Origin of the sequence: Roseovarius tolerans (genome assembly GCF_028885395.1) — a bacterium.
GTDB classification, from domain to species: domain Bacteria; phylum Pseudomonadota; class Alphaproteobacteria; order Rhodobacterales; family Rhodobacteraceae; genus Roseovarius; species Roseovarius tolerans.
Map to the genome: position 1 here is coordinate 2,022,714 of NZ_CP118494.1, position 17,565 is coordinate 2,040,278.

General features: G+C 63.8%; 18 protein-coding genes. 3 read left to right on the plus strand and 15 right to left on the minus strand.

Annotated elements, in window-relative coordinates; translation table 11 throughout:
• Positions 1 to 35 precede the first annotated feature (35 nt).
• Genes tsaA through PVU19_RS09950 form a run of 3 tightly spaced genes read right to left on the minus strand, consistent with a single transcriptional unit; the run spans position 36 to position 2,345 of the window.
• Positions 36 to 515 carry a tRNA (N6-threonylcarbamoyladenosine(37)-N6)-methyltransferase TrmO gene (gene tsaA, locus PVU19_RS09940; RefSeq protein WP_050661900.1) on the minus strand — a complete coding sequence of 160 codons (480 nt, stop codon included), beginning with the start codon at positions 513 to 515 and terminating at the stop codon, positions 36 to 38.
• Between the two features lie 4 nt (positions 516 to 519).
• Entirely contained in the window at positions 520 to 1,236 is a 717-nt protein-coding gene (locus PVU19_RS09945; protein ID WP_050661899.1) for an RlmE family RNA methyltransferase, read from the minus strand.
• Positions 1,236 to 2,345: a Ppx/GppA phosphatase family protein gene (locus tag PVU19_RS09950; RefSeq protein ID WP_050661898.1), complete on the minus strand. Its 1,110-nt coding sequence runs from the start codon at positions 2,343 to 2,345 to the stop codon at positions 1,236 to 1,238. Before PVU19_RS09950 ends, PVU19_RS09945 begins: the two co-directional genes overlap by 1 nt.
• Positions 2,346 to 2,580: 235 nt before the next feature.
• Here PVU19_RS09950 and PVU19_RS09955 point away from each other — a divergent pair, with 235 nt between their 5' ends.
• From PVU19_RS09955 to PVU19_RS09965, 3 genes are read left to right on the plus strand one after another with little or no spacing between them, the layout of a single operon-like run.
• Positions 2,581 to 2,877, plus strand: a complete 297-nt coding sequence (locus PVU19_RS09955; protein WP_050661897.1) for a virulence factor — start codon at positions 2,581 to 2,583, stop codon at positions 2,875 to 2,877.
• Positions 2,878 to 2,907: 30 nt separating this feature from the next.
• Positions 2,908 to 3,834 (plus strand): methylenetetrahydrofolate reductase, encoded by a 927-nt coding sequence (locus PVU19_RS09960; protein WP_050661936.1) that lies wholly within the window; start codon positions 2,908 to 2,910, stop codon positions 3,832 to 3,834.
• A gap of 9 nt (positions 3,835 to 3,843) precedes the next feature.
• Positions 3,844 to 4,908, plus strand: a complete 1,065-nt coding sequence (locus PVU19_RS09965; protein ID WP_050661896.1) for a methyltetrahydrofolate cobalamin methyltransferase — start codon at positions 3,844 to 3,846, stop codon at positions 4,906 to 4,908.
• A gap of 116 nt (positions 4,909 to 5,024) precedes the next feature.
• Here the strand turns inward: PVU19_RS09965 and PVU19_RS09970 are convergent, their stop codons facing one another.
• The 12 genes from PVU19_RS09970 to frr form a co-directional block, all read right to left on the minus strand.
• The gene (locus PVU19_RS09970; protein ID WP_050661895.1) at positions 5,025 to 5,864 is read right to left on the minus strand and encodes an ATP-binding protein; all 840 of its coding nucleotides are present in this window, start codon (positions 5,862 to 5,864) and stop codon (positions 5,025 to 5,027) included.
• A 12-nt stretch (positions 5,865 to 5,876) separates the two neighbouring features.
• On the minus strand, positions 5,877 to 6,782 hold the full coding sequence (tatC, locus tag PVU19_RS09975) for a twin-arginine translocase subunit TatC (RefSeq protein ID WP_050661894.1): 906 nt from the start codon (positions 6,780 to 6,782) through the stop codon (positions 5,877 to 5,879).
• Positions 6,779 to 7,294, minus strand: a complete 516-nt coding sequence (gene tatB, locus PVU19_RS09980; protein WP_050661893.1) for a Sec-independent protein translocase protein TatB — start codon at positions 7,292 to 7,294, stop codon at positions 6,779 to 6,781. The genes tatC and tatB overlap by 4 nt, the downstream gene beginning before the upstream one ends.
• Positions 7,295 to 7,301: 7 nt before the next feature.
• Entirely contained in the window at positions 7,302 to 7,526 is a 225-nt protein-coding gene (locus PVU19_RS09985; RefSeq protein ID WP_050661892.1) for a twin-arginine translocase TatA/TatE family subunit, read from the minus strand.
• Between the two features lie 158 nt (positions 7,527 to 7,684).
• Positions 7,685 to 8,812, minus strand: a complete 1,128-nt coding sequence (prfB, locus tag PVU19_RS09990) for a peptide chain release factor 2 (protein WP_050661891.1) — start codon at positions 8,810 to 8,812, stop codon at positions 7,685 to 7,687.
• A gap of 202 nt (positions 8,813 to 9,014) precedes the next feature.
• Positions 9,015 to 11,525: a penicillin-binding protein 1A gene (locus PVU19_RS09995; protein WP_050661935.1), complete on the minus strand. Its 2,511-nt coding sequence runs from the start codon at positions 11,523 to 11,525 to the stop codon at positions 9,015 to 9,017.
• Between the two features lie 76 nt (positions 11,526 to 11,601).
• Positions 11,602 to 12,831 (minus strand): N-acetylmuramoyl-L-alanine amidase, encoded by a 1,230-nt coding sequence (locus PVU19_RS10000; protein ID WP_050661890.1) that lies wholly within the window; start codon positions 12,829 to 12,831, stop codon positions 11,602 to 11,604.
• A gap of 116 nt (positions 12,832 to 12,947) precedes the next feature.
• Positions 12,948 to 14,297, minus strand: a complete 1,350-nt coding sequence (gene rseP, locus PVU19_RS10005; RefSeq protein WP_050661889.1) for an RIP metalloprotease RseP — start codon at positions 14,295 to 14,297, stop codon at positions 12,948 to 12,950.
• A 9-nt stretch (positions 14,298 to 14,306) separates the two neighbouring features.
• Complete coding sequence (dxr, locus tag PVU19_RS10010) at positions 14,307 to 15,479, minus strand: 1-deoxy-D-xylulose-5-phosphate reductoisomerase (protein WP_050661888.1); 1,173 nt, start codon at positions 15,477 to 15,479, stop codon at positions 14,307 to 14,309.
• On the minus strand, positions 15,476 to 16,255 hold the full coding sequence (locus PVU19_RS10015) for a phosphatidate cytidylyltransferase (RefSeq protein WP_050661887.1): 780 nt from the start codon (positions 16,253 to 16,255) through the stop codon (positions 15,476 to 15,478). Before PVU19_RS10015 ends, dxr begins: the two co-directional genes overlap by 4 nt.
• Positions 16,252 to 16,995: an isoprenyl transferase gene (locus PVU19_RS10020; RefSeq protein WP_050661886.1), complete on the minus strand. Its 744-nt coding sequence runs from the start codon at positions 16,993 to 16,995 to the stop codon at positions 16,252 to 16,254. Before PVU19_RS10020 ends, PVU19_RS10015 begins: the two co-directional genes overlap by 4 nt.
• Positions 16,995 to 17,558 carry a ribosome recycling factor gene (gene frr / locus PVU19_RS10025; protein ID WP_050661885.1) on the minus strand — a complete coding sequence of 188 codons (564 nt, stop codon included), beginning with the start codon at positions 17,556 to 17,558 and terminating at the stop codon, positions 16,995 to 16,997. The genes PVU19_RS10020 and frr overlap by 1 nt, the downstream gene beginning before the upstream one ends.
• Positions 17,559 to 17,565: the final 7 nt, after the last annotated feature.

The window sequence follows — 17,565 nt, forward strand, 5'->3', positions numbered from 1 at the left end:
AAAAGGCATAATAACAATCGCATGGGGGCCATTTCTCATCCATCCGCCGGTTTCATCGGGGCCTTGGGCGTAAATTCGCAACGGTCAGGCTTGATGTCGATCAGCGGTGTGCCGTCCAGACAATCGAGCCCCCGCACCACCAGCGCCCCCGGCTCCACAGCCACCAGCCGTACCTGCGAGGTGCCGATGGGGTTGGGCCGCTGCGGCGAGCGCAGCGCGAAGGTGCCGAAATAGCGCGTGCCATCGCCCTTGGGGTTCTGCCGCACCAAATCGCGGCGTGAGCGATCGAGCCAATAAAGGAGTTCCAGATGCGCATAGGCCCCGATCCCTTCCAATGCCGCCTGCCACGGCTCGAAAACTTCGATGCGGCAATCAGGGCCATCGAGCCGCCCCTGTCGCGGGCAGTCCTCACGCCGCGTCCAGGGGGTGCAGATGCGCCCGATGAACAGCAGTCCGGCATCGTGCGCCTCGGGCGTTTCCGTCACCACCTCCCCCGCGCGCAGCCGCGTCTCCATCGTCCTACCCCTTGAACCCGGTTGCCACCACGAACTTCTCGGAACTGTCCGCGCGCGAGGCGGGCGGCTTGACATTCGCCACCTTGGCAAAGCGCTGCTTCAACAGCTTCTGAAGCTCTCCCTCTGCGCCGCCGGCCAGCACCTTGGAAACGAAGGTGCCGCCCTCTTCCAGCACGTCGAAGGCCAGATAGGCCGCCGCCTCACAGAGCGCGATGATGCGCAGATGGTCGGTTTGCTTGTGCCCGGATGAGGACGCCGCCATGTCCGACATCACCACATCCGCCTTGCCGCCAAGCCAGTCCTTGACCTTGTCGTCCGCGCCGTCGTCCATGAAATCAAGCTGGTGCAACTCAACGCCCGCAATCGGCTCCACCTCTTGCAGATCGACACCCAGAATGCGCCCCTGTGCCTTGCCCGCCTTCTCGCCAAGCGCATTGACGCGCGGCACCGCTACCTGACACCAACCGCCTGGTGCACAGCCCAGATCGACCACCCGCGCGCCCGGCACGAGAAAGCGGAACTTGTCATCGAGTTCCATGATCTTGAACGCCGCGCGCCCACGATAGCCTTCCAGCTGCGCGCGCTTGACATAAGGGTCATTGAGCTGCCGTTGCAGCCAGCGGGTCGAAGACGCCCGCCGCCCCCGCGCCGTCTTAACCTTGACCGTCAGGTCGCGCTGTCCACGCCCCGAAGTGTTCTTGCCGTCCGGCCCCTTTGCCATCAATCGTCCCCGTCCATCAATACACCATCCGCCGCCATCTGCGCGTAGAGCATCCCCTCGCGCAACCCGCGATCCGCCACGCTCAGCCGGTCCGTGGGCCAGCACCGGAGCAGCGCCTGCAGGATCGCCGCCCCCGACATGATCAGCGCCTGCCGATCCTGCCCGATCCGCGGGTCACGCCGCCGCCCCGCCGGACCAAGCGCGAGGTAATTACGGATCACCTTGTCGATCTCGTCGCTGGTCATGGTCAGCCCATCCACCTTGTTACGGTCATATCGCTTCAACCCCAGGTGGCTCGCCGCCACGGTGGTGACCGTGCCGCTCGTGCCGACGATCTGAAAGCCCTCGCGCGTCTGCTCGTCCTTGTAGGGGGCGAACTCGGCAAGGTTCTCTTCAAAGAACCAGCTCATCAACGCAAAGCGCGCGCTGTCATCCTCGACATCGCGGAACTGATCGCGCAGCGTCGCCACACCCAACGGGACGCTGATCCAGTCGACCACCCGCGCGCCGGGCCGCCCGTCCGGGCATTGAAACCCCAGATGCATACGCATGATCGCGCGGCGACGCTCTGGCTGCGGCACGTCGCGCAGGTCTATCCACACAAGTTCTGTTGACCCGCCGCCGATATCCACCACCAAGAGCTGCTCGGTCCCGGCGCTGACCAGCGGCGCGCAGGACACAACCGCCAGCCGCGCCTCTTCCTCGGGCTTGATGATATCGAGTCGCAGACCCGTCTCACGCTCGACCCGGGCCATGAAATCCGCGCCGTTGCTGGCGCGCCTGCACGCCTCGGTCGCCACCAGCCGCATCTGCGTCACCCGGTGCCGCTTGAGCTTTTGCCGACACACCCGCAGCGCCTGAATGGTCCGGTAGATCGACGCGCGCGACAACTTGCCCGAGCGTTCCAGCCCGGCTCCCAGTTGCACCGATTTCGAGAAACTGTCCACGACTTTGAACTGCGTGCCCTCGGGACGGGCAATCAGCATGCGACAACTGTTTGTTCCCAGATCCAGTGCCGCATATAGCGACGGCTGATCCGGCAGGCTCAGTGCGGGGCTCTCAACCGGTTTCGGGATCGCGCCCGCACTTTCGGGACGCTTGGGCGCCATGACAACACGCCCTCCATTTCAAGTTGCCTTCAAGGTAATCTCATCCCGCCGCCCGCGCAAGCGTTGCAATGATCCGATGAAGATCATGAATCATTTTCCCAATCGCGCCCATGGCCTCCCGATTGCGCCCCGGCTATTCTCGCGACGTCGCATGACGCTTCCGTTCTGTCGAAATCATGCACTGACACGTGCCTGCCCTGCATTAGGTAGAGGCCTTGAGGAGAAAGGAATCAGCATGGTTGACGTCACCATCGTTTATTGGCGGGACATCCCCGCGCAGGTCATCGTCGGCAAGGGGCGTCGCGGCAGCAAGGTGCAATTGCCCGAACGCTTTGAGCAGGCCATCGACCGGGCCGCGATGAAGACGGGTGCCGCAGGCACCGACGACTACCTTGCTGAATGGCGCAAGGCTGATCCCTATCCCGTAGAAGGCGAGCCCGACGCCGTCGCCAAATCCGAGGCGGCGCGGCTCGACGCAGAGTATGATCAGGATCGCATCAAGACCCTGATCGCCAACAATGGCTGGGCGTGAATGCGCCCCGGTTCGATATGGGAGGCCGCAATGGCACTTTTGAACTTCAAGAAGCGTGAGAAAGTCACCCCGGCCAATGCCCAGTTGGAGGCGTTCCTTCAGGGCTATTCCATCGAGGTGATGCCGCGCACCGCCGAGAAGGTCGAGAATTTCCGCGACCTCCTGCCCGAAGGCACCCGCGTCTACATCGCCCACATCGAAGGCACGCCGATCGACGAGATGGTCGCCACCGCCAAGCGCCTGTCGCGCGAAGGCTATCCGGTGATGCCGCACTTCCCTGCGCGCATCATCAAGGACCGCGCCACGCTGGCCGACTGGATCGCGCGCTATCAGGGCGAGGCTGGCGTCGATCAGGCGCTTCTGCTCGCCGGTGGCGTCGAGAAACCGCACGGCGATTTCCACGCCTCCACGCAACTGCTGGAAACCGGCGAGTTCGATCGCGCGGGCTTTAAACGCCTGCATGTCGCAGGCCACCCCGAGGGGAACCGCGACATCGACCCCGACGGCAGCCGCCGAAACGTCGACGATGCGTTGCGCTGGAAGCAGAAGTTTTCCGAAACCACCGACGCGCAGATGGCGCTCGCCACGCAATTCGCGTTTGACGCCAAGCCGATCATCAAATGGGCCGACGCGCTGCGCGAGGCGGGGATCACGCTGCCCATCCATATCGGCATCGCCGGACCGGCGAAACTCCAGACCCTGATCAAGTTCGCCATCGCCTGCGGTGTCGGCCCCTCTTTGAAGGTTCTGCAGAAACGCGCTATGGATGTCTCCAAGCTGCTCATGCCCTACGAGCCAACCGAGGTGCTCACCGAACTCGCGGCCCACAAGGCCGCCAACCCGGACTTCAACATCGAGCATGTGCATTTCTTCCCGCTCGGCGGGATCAAGGCCAATGCAGAATGGGCCATCGAAAACGGCGGGGCCGCAGCCACGCCCGCCAGCAAACAAGGATAACAACAGACCATGACCCGCACCATCGTCGAGAGCAAAACCAAGACCGCCGTGATCGGCTTTGACGAGCCGTTCTGTGTCATTGGCGAACGCATCAACCCGACCGGCCGCAAGAAACTCGCCGCCGAGCTGGAGGCGGGCGATTATTCCACCGTGGAATCCGACGCCATCGCGCAGGCCGCCGCCGGGGCCACAGTACTCGATATCAACGCGGGCGTGGTCTATAACTCCAACCCTAACCCGAACGAGACCGAACCGCCGCTGATGACCGCCATTGTCGAGCTGGTGCAGGGTCTTGTCGACCTGCCGCTGTGCATCGACTCATCGGTTCCTGCGGCCCTCGAGGCCGGGCTTCAGGCCGCCCATGGCCGTCCGCTGCTCAACTCGGTGACCGGCGAAGAGGACCGTCTCGAATACGTGTTGCCACTGGTCAAGAAATACAACGTGCCGGTCGTCGCCATCTCAAATGACGACACCGGCATCTCCGAAGACCCCGACGTCCGCTTTGCCGTCGCGAAGAAGATCGTCGAGCGCGCCGCCGATTTCGGCATCCCCGCGCATGACATCGTGGTCGATCCGCTGGTCATGCCGATCGGCGCGATGGGAACGGCCGGTCAGCAGGTCTTCACCCTCGTCCGCCGCCTGCGCGAGGAACTGGGCGTCAACACCACTTGTGGGGCTTCGAACATCTCCTTCGGCCTGCCCAACCGCCACGGCATCAACAACGCCTTCCTGCCCATGGCCATGGGCGCGGGCATGACCAGCGCCATCATGAACCCGATCGCGCTGCCGGTGAAACAGGCCGAGATGGAGGCAAAAAAGGCCGAGATCGCCGCCGCCGGTCTGATCCTGCCCGAGGACATGGACGACGAGACCTTCTGCCAGCTGTTCGGCCTCGGCTCGATGAAGCCGCGCGCGGGCAAGGAGATGGAGGCGATCATGGCCGCCAACTTCCTGACCAACAACGATCCGCACGGCGGCAATTGGATCAAGTTCAACAAGGCCCCGCCGAAGCCGGGCGAAGAAGTCCGCACCGGTGGCCGCGCGGGCTCCCGCAGCCGCCGCCGTCGCGCCTGAACCAGACCCGCGCTTCGCAAAACAAAACCCCGCCGCAAGGCGGGGTTTTTCGTTACGGCGTATCTCAGTGCTGTCTGAAGGATGTGCTCGGTTTCAAGGGCAGCGTCGCAGTTGCCTCAAACCCTCACGCCCCGACGGCCCGCAAGGTCGGTGAAGTATTGCCACGCCACCCGGCCCGATCGCGCGCCACGCGTGGCTTGCCACTCGATCGCTTCGGCGCGCAGGGTGGCGTCGTCGATCTCGACCCCATAGGCGTCGCAATAGCCGCGGATCATCGACAGGTATTCGTCCTGATCACAGGGATGGAACCCCAGCCACAGCCCGAACCGGTCCGACAGAGACACCTTTTCCTCCACCGCCTCGGAGGGGTTGATCGAGGTCGAGCGCTCGTTCTCGATCATGTCGCGGGGCATCAGGTGGCGGCGGTTCGAGGTGGCGTAGAACACCACGTTCTCAGGCCGCCCTTCGATCCCGCCATCCAGCACCGCCTTCAATGATTTGTAATGCTGATCGTCATGGCCAAAGCTCAGATCGTCACAAAAGAGCAGGAACCGCGCTTCAGACCCGCGCAAGAGGTTCAGCAGACGCCCCACCGACGGCAGGTCTTCGCGCTGCAACTCCACGATTTTGAGCGGCAGCCCCTCGGCGCGCACAGACGCATGCACGGCCTTGACAAGGCTCGACTTGCCCATGCCGCGCGCGCCCCAGAGTAGCGCGTTGTTGGCAGGCAGGCCCCGTGCGAATTGCTGGGTGTTGGCCAGGAGCGTGTCGCGTGACCGGTCGATGCCCACCAGCAATTGCATATCCACCCGGTTGACCGTCTCGACCGGCTCCAGTCGGTCGGGTGACACATGCCAGACAAAGGCGTCAGCGGCGTCGAACTGCGGCGCGCTTAGCGGCGCGGGGGCCATCCGTTCCAATGCGGCGGCAATACGGTCCAGCGGATCGGTGGTCATTTAGTGCTTGCCTCAGTCCTTGCCCTTGTCGGCCTCGGGATCGAACTCGGCCTGCATCTCGTCCTCGTCGGGGATGATCTCCTCGTCTTCATCAAACCAAAGACCCTGTTCGCGCAGTTCCGCTTCACGCTTGCGTTCAACCCGCTGCACCAGCTGGATCGACACCTCATAGAGACCATAAACCACGATAAAGAGAATGATCTGCGTAATGACATCAGGCGGCGTCACCAGCGCAGCCAGCAACAGAATACCCACCACCGCGTATTTACGCACCGAGCGCAGGCCCGGCGCGCTCACCAGACCCGCCTTGCCCATCAGCGTGAGCAGAACAGGAAGCTGGAAGCACAGCCCAAAGGCCACGATGAACTTGATCGTGAGGTTGAGGTACTCCTGCGCGGAGCCCTGGAACACCACCGACAGAGGGGCCGCATTCTGACCGCCCTCGACAGCCTCGCCCTGCCCGCCGAATTGCTGGAAGCCGAGGAAGAAGTCGTAGGCCAGCGGCGTGACCACGTAGAATGCAAAGGACGCGCCGAGGAAGAACATGAACGGCGAGGCCACGAGAAACGGCAGGAACGCGCCTTTCTCGGATTTATAGAGCCCCGGAGCCACGAACCGCCACATTTGGTTTGCGATATAAGGAAAGGCGAGGATGAACCCGCCCAGAAGCGAGACCTTGATCGCGACGAAGAACCCCTCTTGCGGCGAGATGAAGATCAGGTCGCAATCCTGCCCGCGCTCGGCCAGAACCTGGCAGAGTGGCGCAGTAAGAAAGTTGAAGATCGGGGTGGCGACGGTGAAACAGATCACCATGCCGATGATGAAGGCGACGACAGAATGGATCAGACGGTTGCGCAACTCCGCCAGGTGCTCGATCAGCGGTGCGCTGCTGTCTTCGATCTCTTCGGGGGTGCTCATGCCTTGTCCTCGGCCTTCGCCGCGGCGGTCTTGCTGGTCTTGGCTTTAGCCTTGGTTTTGGGCTTTGGCTTTGGCTTGGCGGGCTTGCTGTCGGTCGGTTCCGTGGCCTGCGCCTCGGCGGCAGCCTTTGCCTCGGCCTCGGCAGCATGACGCGCTGTGGCCATTTCGGCGGATTTCTCACGGATCTTGTCAGCCTGCGCCCGCCGCTCGGGGCTGAGCGCGGGCGTGTCGACCGTGGTCAGGTCGCGGGTCGCATTCTCGGTGGTCTTCTTGACCTCGTCCATTGCCGTTTTCATCGGGTTGGACGCAGCCTTGAAGCTCTTCTGAATGTCGTTCACGCCGGATTGATCGGCGGCGTCATTCATCGCGCGGCTGAATTCGCGTGCCATGCCCTTGGCCTTGCCCACGAATTTGCCCACGGCCTGAAACATCCCGGGCAGGTCCTTGGGGCCCACGACGATCAGTGCCACGATGCCGATGAGCAAAAGCTCGGTCCAGCCCAAGTCCAGCATTTAAGGTTCAGACCTTGTCTTTTTCGTCGGTGGGGGTCACGTCGCGGGCGGTTTCATCCTCGTCCTTGGACTCGTCATCGAGTTCCTTGGTGCCGTCAGCGACACCTTTCTTGAACGAGGTGATACCCTTGCCCACTTCGCCCATCAGCGAGGAAATCTTGCCGCGACCGAAAAGCACCAGCACCACCACGGCGATGAGAAGAAGGCCGGGAAGGCCGATATTGTTCAGCATGTCTGTCTCTCCCTATCTCGGGGGTCCATGGATCGCCCCCGGGAATATCATTGGTTTATCTAGTCGTTCAAAGCGGCAGTTGGAAGCACCAATACGGGCGCGCCCCCGAAATCATGATAAATTTCGCGCGCCCATCCTAGGGGCGGCACGAAAAGCGGTCAATCATCCCCCTGCGCCTCGGCGCGGCTTTTGCCGCTAACGTTCTGCGCCAGCGTCGCGGCCATGAACGGGTCGAGATCGCCATCGAGCACGCCCTTCGTGTCGGAGGTCTCGACCCCAGTGCGCAGATCCTTGACCATCTGGTAGGGCTGCAGCACGTAAGAGCGGATCTGGTTGCCCCAACCTGCGTCGCCCTTATTGTCATGCGCCTCGTTGATCGCCGCGTTGCGCCGGTCAAGCTCTTGCTGGTAAAGCCGTGATTTCAGCGCCTTCATGGCGATATCGCGGTTCTGGTGCTGCGATTTCTGCGAAGATGTCACCACGATTCCGGTCGGGATATGTGTGATCCGCACAGCCGAGTCGGTGGTGTTCACGTGCTGCCCGCCCGCACCCGACGAGCGATAGGTGTCGATGCGAATATCGGCGGGGTTCACCTCGACTTCGATATTGTCGTCCACCACGGGATAGACCCAGACCGACGAGAACGACGTGTGCCGCTTGGCCGCCGAATCAAACGGCGAAATCCGCACCAGCCGATGCACGCCCGATTCCGATTTCAGCCAGCCATAGGCATTGTGGCCGCTGATCTTGTAGGCGGCGGATTTGATCCCCGCCTCTTCCCCCGACGACTCCGATTGCAACTCGACGGTGTAGCCGCGTTTTTCGGCCCAACGGACATACATTCGCGCGAGCATCGACGCCCAGTCACAGCTCTCGGTGCCGCCCGCGCCCGCATTGATCTCGAGGAACGTGTCATTGGCATCCGCCTCGCCATCGAGCAGCGCCTCCAGTTCCTTGGCGGCGGCGACTTTGGCCAGTGAACGCAGTGCGGCCTCTGCCTCTGTGATGACCTCTTCGTCACCCTCCATCTCGCCTAGCTCGATCAGGCCCAGCTGATCCTCCATCTCCTGCTTGATGTTGTCATGCGTCTCCAGCGCGTCGACCAGCGCCTGCCGCTCGCGCATCAGCTTTTGCGCCTGTGCCGGATCATCCCACAGCGTCGGGTCCTCGACCCGCGCATTGAATTCCTCCAGCCGGTGCCGGGCGGTCTCCCATCCCAGTCGCTGACGCAACAGCTCCAGCGATTTTTCGATCTCGGAAACGAGGGTTTGTGCTTCGGCGCGCATTGTCTGATCTGTCCTTGCCTGCTCAGATGCGGGTGATACCGCAGCGCGGCGGGCCGGGCAAGGGCAGCGCGTCGTAGCAGGGGCAGGCAGAAGAGAGGCTGTCATGGTCCGGCATGGACCCAGGATTTCCGCACCCGCGCGGTACGCGGCTCACGGCAACGGCAGCGTTATACCAAACCCGCCACCGGCCCGCCGACCATCCCTAGTACAACCCACCCGAACTCATCGAGCCAAAGGTTGCCTTGCCGCCCACTTGCGCCTTTTCCCCGGTCGAGGTGGTCACGTCGCGCACCTGTTCGCGCGTACCTGCGCTATACAGATCCAGATCGTTGCCCATGGCGAACCCGCCATCGAACATCACGCCAAAGATCGGCTCCTCACCGTCACGGAAATACTCGGCCACCACATTCGGCCCCGAGGCATCGTCGGGCAGGCGCGCACCTGAAAACCGGTCGATCTTGATGAAGTGCCCCCCGGGCGGCACATCGAACGGACCACCACCGTATTTCGCGACCGCCTCTTTCATGAACTCCTGAAACACCGGCCCGCACAGCGACGCGCCATAGGCCCCGCTCCCCAAGCCGCGCGGCTGGTCATGGCCAATATAACACCCGGCTGCGATGTTGCTGGTAAAGCCCACGAACCACACATCGCGCGCATCGTTGGTGGTGCCGGTCTTGCCTGCCACGGGCACCGGCAGGTTGATCGCCCCAGAGGCGGTGCCGCGATCCACCACGCCTTTCATCATCGATGTCAGCTGATAGGCGGTGACGGCGTTCATAACCCGCTCGCGATCCGACACGATGCGCGGGCCTGTCCCCTCGGGCAGGTTGGGGTCGTTGCAATCCACGCATTGGCGCTGATCCTGCGAATAGACGGTGCGGCCATAGCGATCCTGCACCCGGTCCACGAGGCTGGGGCGCACCCGCTCGCCGCCATTGGCGAACATCGCATAGGCCGCCACCATGTTGAACAGCGTGGTCTCCTCGGAGCCGAGCGAGTTGGCCAGGAACTTGCCCATGTTGTCATAGACGCCGAAGCGTTCAGCGTAATTCGCCACCACATCCATCCCCACCTCTTGTGCGAGGCGGATGGTCATCAGGTTCCGCGACTGCTCGATGCCGGTGCGCAACGGCGTCGGACCGTAATACTTGTTCGACGAATTGCGCGGCCGCCAAAGCCCCTGCGGCGTATCGATCTCGATCGGCGCGTCGATCACGATGGTGGCCGGGGAATAGCCACTGTCGAGGGCAGCGGCATAAACAAATGGCTTGAAACTGGAGCCGGGCTGCCGCATCGCCTGCGTCGCGCGGTTGAATACCGAATGCTGATAGGAAAACCCGCCCTGCATCGCCAGCACCCGGCCCGTATTGACGTCCATCGCCATAAAGCCGCCCTGCGCCTCGGGCACCTGCCGCAACGTCCAGCGGATTAAGTCGCCGCTATCGTCCTCGATCATGCGGCGCACATGCACCACGTCACCTGCATCAAAGGTTTCGTGAAAGTCCCCGGGAAGCCAGGCGATATCGCTGCGCGGCACCTCCTGCACGCCCTCGACGCCCTCGATGCCGATGCGCATCGCCTGATCGCCGGTTTCCAGCACCACCGCCGGATACCATTGGCCATTGAGGTCGATATCGCGCGGCACACGCAAATCGTTCAACGCGGCGCGCCATGTCTCCTCCGAATCCAGCGCATCGGGCGGGATCGTCATCCCGGTGCCGCGCCACCTGCCCCGGCCCCGGTCATACTGCTCCAACTGACGACGCAGCGCGCGCGCCGCGTTCGCCTGCATCTCAGGGTCGAGCGTGGCCCGCACCGACAGCCCGCCCGAGAAAAACTCGCCTTCGCCGAAATCCTCGCTCAGCTGACGACGGATTTCGTCGGTGAAGTAATCGCGCGGTGGCAGATCGGCGCTGAACGGTGGGAAATCACCATTCTGGACCGAGCGCAGCGGTGCCTCGCGCTCCGCGCGATACTCCGCCTCGGTCAGATAGCCGTTTTCCCACATCTCCCGAAGCACGAAATTGCGCCGGTCGAGCAGGCGTTCTTTCTCGCGCACCGGGTGATAATCGCTCGGGGCCTTGGGCATGGCCGCTATCGTGGCGGCCTCATGCGGGGCCAACTCGCGCAGCGTCTTGTTGAAATAGGTCTGGGCAGCTGCGGTGACGCCATAGCTGTTTTGGCCAAGAAAAATCTCGTTGAGATAAAGCTCAAGGATCTTTTCCTTGCTCAGCGTCTCCTCGATCCGCGTGGCGAGAATGATCTCCTTGATCTTGCGCTCCAACTGCCGATCGCCCGACAACAGAAAGTTCTTCATCACCTGCTGCGTGATGGTCGACGCACCACGCACATTGCGCCCGCGTGACTTCACCGCATCGACAATGGCGGACGCGATGCCCAAGGCGTCATAGCCGCCATGGCTGTAGAAATTCTTGTCCTCGGCGCTGATGAAAGCCTGCTTCACCAGATCGGGAATATCCTCGGCGGGCGTGAACAGCCGCCGCTCGCGGGCGAACTCGTCGATGATGCGCCCTTCGCTGGAATAGATCCTGCTGATCGTGGGGGGCGTGTAATTGGCAAGGCTCTCATGGCTTGGCAGGTCCTTGCCATAAATATGCAGGACCGCACCGATGCTCAGCCCGACAATCACCACGACAAGGGTGATCAGGCTAAAGACAGTGCCGAAAAGGCTCAGAATCGGTCGGAACACGCGCGCCCCCGCTGGATGGATGCGCCCCATATAGGCATGCCGGGGGCACGGGTCAAAAGGATTGGCGCAGGCCCGCTCATTGCCGCACCAGCCCGGCGCGCGCCGCATCGGCATCATGCCACAGCCCGAGCGCGTCGCTCACCGCCTGCGCCACCTGCGCCCGCCACTCCGCATCACGCAGGTTCTTCAGGTCGCGCGGGTTCGACAGAAACCCCAGTTCTATCAGGACCGACGGGATATCGGGCGCCTTGAGCACCGAAAACCCGGCATGCCGCTTTGGCCGCGACAAGAGCGGCAGACCGGCGGCGCGAAACCCCTCCAGAAAGACCCGCGCCAGATGTTCCGAGCGCGGCTGCGTCTCCATTCGCGCCAGATCCATGAGGACATCGGCCACCACGTCATCCTTGCCGCTCAGATCGACCCCGGCCAGAATATCGGCCCGGTTGTGGCGTTCGGCCAGCGCCGCGCTCGCGGCATCCGAGGCACTGTCTGACAACGTGTAGACAGAGGCCCCCCGCGCCCGCGCACCGCTGAGCGCATCGGCGTGCAAGGACAAAAACACGTCCGCCCCCGCCCGATGTGCCAGCGCCACGCGTCGCTCCAAGCTGACGAATTCGTCGGCGTCACGGGTTAGTACCACGTCAAAGCCACCGGTGCGCAAGAGCACTTCGCGCAACTCGCGCGCGAAAATCAGCATCAGGTCTTTCTCCTGCGTGCCATCGACCTCGGCCCCAGGGTCAATGCCGCCATGTCCGGGGTCGAGCACGACGCGAAACACGCCGTCATCCGCGCGTGGGGCCACCGGTGCCGATACGGCGGCAGGCAGATCCCAACCGGGCACATCCGGCGTGCCCGCGCTGGCAGCAAACCCCTCTGCGTCCTCGCGTCCCAGTCGAACCTGCAGCCGCGCCGCGCCGCTTTGCCGGTCGATCCGCAGCCCGGCCTCTTCCAGCATATGCGGCCCCGCGAGATCGACCACCATACGCGACCAGCCGGGCCGGATCTGCCCCAGCCGCAGGCCGAGTGCACGCGCACCGGTGATCAAGGCTCCCGACTGCGCGCCGTTCCAATCCACTTCGCGAAAATCCATCACCAGCCGCGCCGGATCATCCAGCGTGAACACCCGGTAGGGCACGCCTTGCGACAGCGTCAGCGTGACCTCCAGCCCGTGCCGCGTATCGCTGATCGTGCTTTGGGCCGTGTCGAGCCGCGCAAGACCGCTAAATCCGCTCTCCTGCCCCTGCACCGCAGAGGCTAGGACCAGCATCGCCAGCCCCATCAGCCATGTTCGCATGATCCTGCTCATTCGCCGGTCCCCGGTCTCGTTGCCCGTCAGGATAAATCAACCGGACCGCAAAAACAGCCCCATTGCGTCTTCTTGGCGAAAATACTCAATTCCATCATCCGCCCCGCAAGCGCGCGTCACGGGCAGAAGAGATCGTTGAACACCGCGAACAGCATCAGCGACAGGATCAGCGTCAACCCCACCGTCATCAGCACGCGCAGGGCGCGCTCGCTCGGGGGGCGACCGGTGACGGCCTCATAGGCGTAGAACACCAGGTGCCCACCATCCAGAACCGGCACCGGAAAGAGGTTGAGCAACCCTACGGCAGTCGACAGAACCGCGATGAACCAGATGAAGCTTTGCGCCCCCTGGCTCGCCATCGCACCCGAGACCTGCGCGATGCCGATTGGCCCGGACATGTTGCAGCTGCTGATCGCGCCGGTGACCATGTGATACAGGCCCGAAATCGAGCTTTGGATGATCTCACCGGTCTGCACAACCGCGCCGCTGACCGCCTCGACAGGCCCAAGCGCCTCGGTCGCGGGCTCAAAGGCCAGACCGCCCGCGATGCCAATCCGCCACTCGGTCTTGAACCCGCCCTCGGGCTGCGGCTCGTCCACCCGGCGCGGTGTCAGCGTGGTCTCGAACGGGCCACTCTCCGGCCGCCACATGTCCAGCGCCAGCGGCGCGCCATTCGATCCCTCGACGATCTCCTTGAGCTCCGAAAACGCCACGACAGATCGGTCGTTGATCCCGGTGATCACGTCTCCGGCCTTCAGCCCCGCATCGAATGCCGCCGATTGCGGCGACAGCCCGGCCACCAGCGGCGGCAGCAGGTGAGGGCCCTGCGCGGTCATGCGCGCGCCGTCGCGGCGAACGTCGTAGTCTAGCAATGCCTGCACCGGCAACGCATCGAGAAACGCCTCATAGGGCTCGGTCTCATCCATCGGCGGCAGGTCACCGCCCGCGATTCCGAGGATCTCGTCGCCGGTTTGCAACGTGATCCCCTCGACCGGCAGCGGCTTGAGTTCCCCTACGGTCAGCGGCTCCGCAGTCTTGCCGCCACTCATCATCACGGCCGCGAACACGATAATAGACAGGATGAAGTTGAAGACCGGCCCCGCAGCCACCGTCGCCGTACGTGCCCAGAGTGGCGCGCCGTGCATGGTCTGGCGCAGCCGCTCGGGTGGCAGGTCAGCCATCGCCTCGCCGTCCTTGCCGCTCGCCGCGTCCGCGTCACCGAGGAATTTCACGTAGCCGCCGAATGGCAAAGCCGCCACCTGCCAGCGCGTGCCGTGCCGGTCGATCCGCGAATAAAGCACCGGGCCGAACCCAAGCGAAAACACCTCCGCCTTGATGCCCGACCAGCGACCGACGATGTAATGGCCGTATTCATGCACGGCCACGATGACCGAAAGCGCCACCACAAAGGCAATTATGGTCATGAAAACACTGCCGAATTGCGGCAGGAACGTCAGAATATCCACGTGCTGTCCCTAAACTTGTCGCGTCATGGCCGCCCGGTCGGCCTCATCCCTTGCCAAATGGTCCATATGGGCCACCACATCAAGGGTCGGATCGTCACAACGGGCCTCGGGGCGCGCCGCGAGAACGCTCAGCGTGTCCTCGACGATTGCGCTCATGTCGGTAAACCGCACGCGCCCGGCGATGAAGTGATCGAGCGCGCGCTCCTTGGCGGCATTGAAGATCGCCCCCGAGAGGCCCCCCGCCGCCATCACCTCGCGCGCCAGCCGCAGCGCCGGATAGCGTGTCTCGCAGGGCGCGCGAAACTCCAGCGTGCCCACAGCCGCCAGATCGAGCGTCGCCACCGGCAAGCTGCGCCGGTCCGGCCAGTTGAGCGCATAGCCAATGGCGTGGCGCATGTCCGGCGGGCCGACATGCGCCATCAACCCGCCATCGCAGAACCCCACCAGCGCATGCACCAGCGATTGCGGATGCACCAGCACCTCGATCTGATCGGGGGTAAAGCCGAAGAATTCCCGCGCCTCGATCATCTCCAGCGCCTTGTTGAACATCGACGCCGAATCGATGGTGATCCGCTGTCCCATGTCCCAGTTGGGATGACTTGACGCCTCGGCCACCGTCGCCGCCGCCAACCGCTCCAGCGGCCAGTCGCGAAACGCCCCCCCCGAGGCGGTCAGGATCACGCGCGTCACCGCCGCCGCATCCTCACCTACCAGCGCCTGAAAGATCGCCGAATGCTCGCTGTCGACGGGCAAAATCCGCGCGCCATGCGCCTTGGCCGTCGCAATCAGAAGCGGCCCCGCCGTGACCAGCGATTCCTTGTTGGCCAGCGCCAACGTCGCGCCCTGCTCCAAGGCCGCCAGCCCCGGCGCAAGCCCCGCAGCACCAACGATGGCCGACATCACCCAATCGGCAGGCCGCCGCGCCGCCTCGATCAGCGCATCGCGCCCGGCAGCAGCCTCTAGCCCCGACCCTGCAAGCGCCGCGCGCAGATCCGGTAATAGGTCCTCTTGCGCAACGACCGCCAGATCGGCCTTGAGCGCACGGGCATCCGCCGCCAGTCGCGCGACATTGCCCCCCCCGGTCAGCGCCACCACATCATAGGCATCCGGATCACGCGAGATAAGATCGATCGTGCTTTGCCCGACAGAGCCGGTGGCGCCCAGAATGGATACCCGTTTCATGCCACCCCCGGCATCAGGCCAAGCGCCCAGAGGATCACCACAACAAGCGCCGCCCCCAGCATCGCGTCGAACCGGTCGAGCACACCGCCATGCCCGGGAATGAGGTTGGAACTGTCTTTCACCTCGCGCAGACGCTTGATCGCGCTTTCGGCGATGTCGCCCATTTGCCCGGCAAAGCCCACGAGGATCGACACCGGGATCAGCGCCAGCCCCGCGCCCGTAGGCCAGGCAAAAACCGCACCAACGATCCCCGCCCCGATCCAGCCGGCAATGGTGCCCGACCATGTCTTCTTGGGGCTGATGCGTGGCCAGAATTTCGGCCCGCCCAGGCTGCGCCCCGCGAAATAGCCCGCGACATCTGACACGACCACGATCACGACCATCCACAGCACCCAGATCACCCCCGCCTCGGCGCGCAGCAGGCCCATGGCATAGCACCCCAACAGCGCCCAGAGGGTCAGGGCAAAGAACGGTCCGCGCTCGCGGTCGACAGCACTTACCGTAACCAGCGTTGCAGCCAGAAGCAGCGGCAACACCACCAGGCCCGGCAGCCAGAGCGACAGTGCCACAGCCGCCGCCGCAAGCACGCCCGAGCGCCCCGCGTCGGGTGCCGCGAACATCCGCGCGCCTTCCCAGACCATCAGCCCAGACAAGACGGCCACGACCGCTCCAAAGACTACACCGCCCAGCCAGATCGCGACTGCGCCCAGCACGATCATCACCAGCCCCGACATCACCCTCGGGGCCAGATCGGACCATCGGGCCGTCACACTCATGCGGAGACGGCCCCGAACCGCCGGTCGCGGGTGCCATATTGCGCCAGAACTCCGGCAAAGATGTCAGCAGTGAAATCCGGCCAGAGCGTGTCGATGAACTCGTATTCCGCATAGGCCGACTGCCACAGCAGGAAATTCGAGATCCGCGCCTCGCCGCTCGTGCGGATCACCAGATCGGGGTCGGGCAATACGCAGGTATCAAGGTAGCGCGGCAGCGTCTCCTCATCCACGTCCTCGGGGCGCAACCGCCCTTCTGCCACGTCCCGTGCCAGCCGCTGCGTGGCACGCGACACCTCGTCTCGCCCCCCGTAATTGAGCGCGATGGTCAGGTTCAGCCGCGTGCAATGCGCCGTCATCGCCTCGGCCTCCTCCATCAGTGCGCGCAGCCTGCTTTCCAGCCGGTAGCGGTCACCGATAAAGCGCACCCGCACGTTCTCGCGCACGAACCCCTGCATTTCCTTGATGATGTAGCGGCGAAAGAGATTCATCAGACCGGCCACCTCGGTCTGCGTGCGCTTCCAGTTCTCGGTCGAAAACGCGAAGATCGTCAGATAGTCGACCCCCAGCCCGGGGCAGGATTCCACGATCTCGCGCACCCGCCGCGCTCCGGCATGATGACCGAACAAGCGTGGACGCCCGCGCTTTTGCGCCCACCGGCCATTGCCGTCCATGATGATCGCAACATGGCGCGGCCCCTCGCCTGCGGGCTTGGTCTTGGCCGTGACAGCGCCCTTCATCATCAAACCTGCATGATCTCGGCTTGCTTGTGCTCCAGCGCATCGTCGACAAGCTTGATGAAGCGGTCGGTCAGATCCTGCACCTCGGTCTCCCAGAACTTCTGATCGTCCTCGGACATGCCGTCGGCCTTGGCCTTCTTGATCTTGTCCATGCCGTCGCGGCGCACGTTGCGCACGGCGACCCGCGCATGCTCGGCATATTGCGAGGCAACTTTGGTCAACTCCTTGCGGCGTTCCTCGTTCAGCTCGGGGATGGGCAGCATGATGATCGTCCCGTTGAGCTGCGGATTGATCCCCAGCCCGCTCTCCCGAATGGCCTTCTCTACCTTGCCGACAAGGCCCTTGTCCCAGACATTGATGGTGACCATGCGCGGCTCGGGCACGTTGACGGTGCCCACCTGATTGATCGGTGTCATCTGGCCGTAAGCATCAACCTGCACCGGCTCCAGCATCGAGGCCGAGGCCCGGCCCGTGCGCAACGATGCAAACTCGGTCTTGAGCGAATTCATCGCCCCGTCCATCCGCCGCTCCAAGTCGCCTGTGTCGATTTCGATATCGTCCGCCATGTCGTCT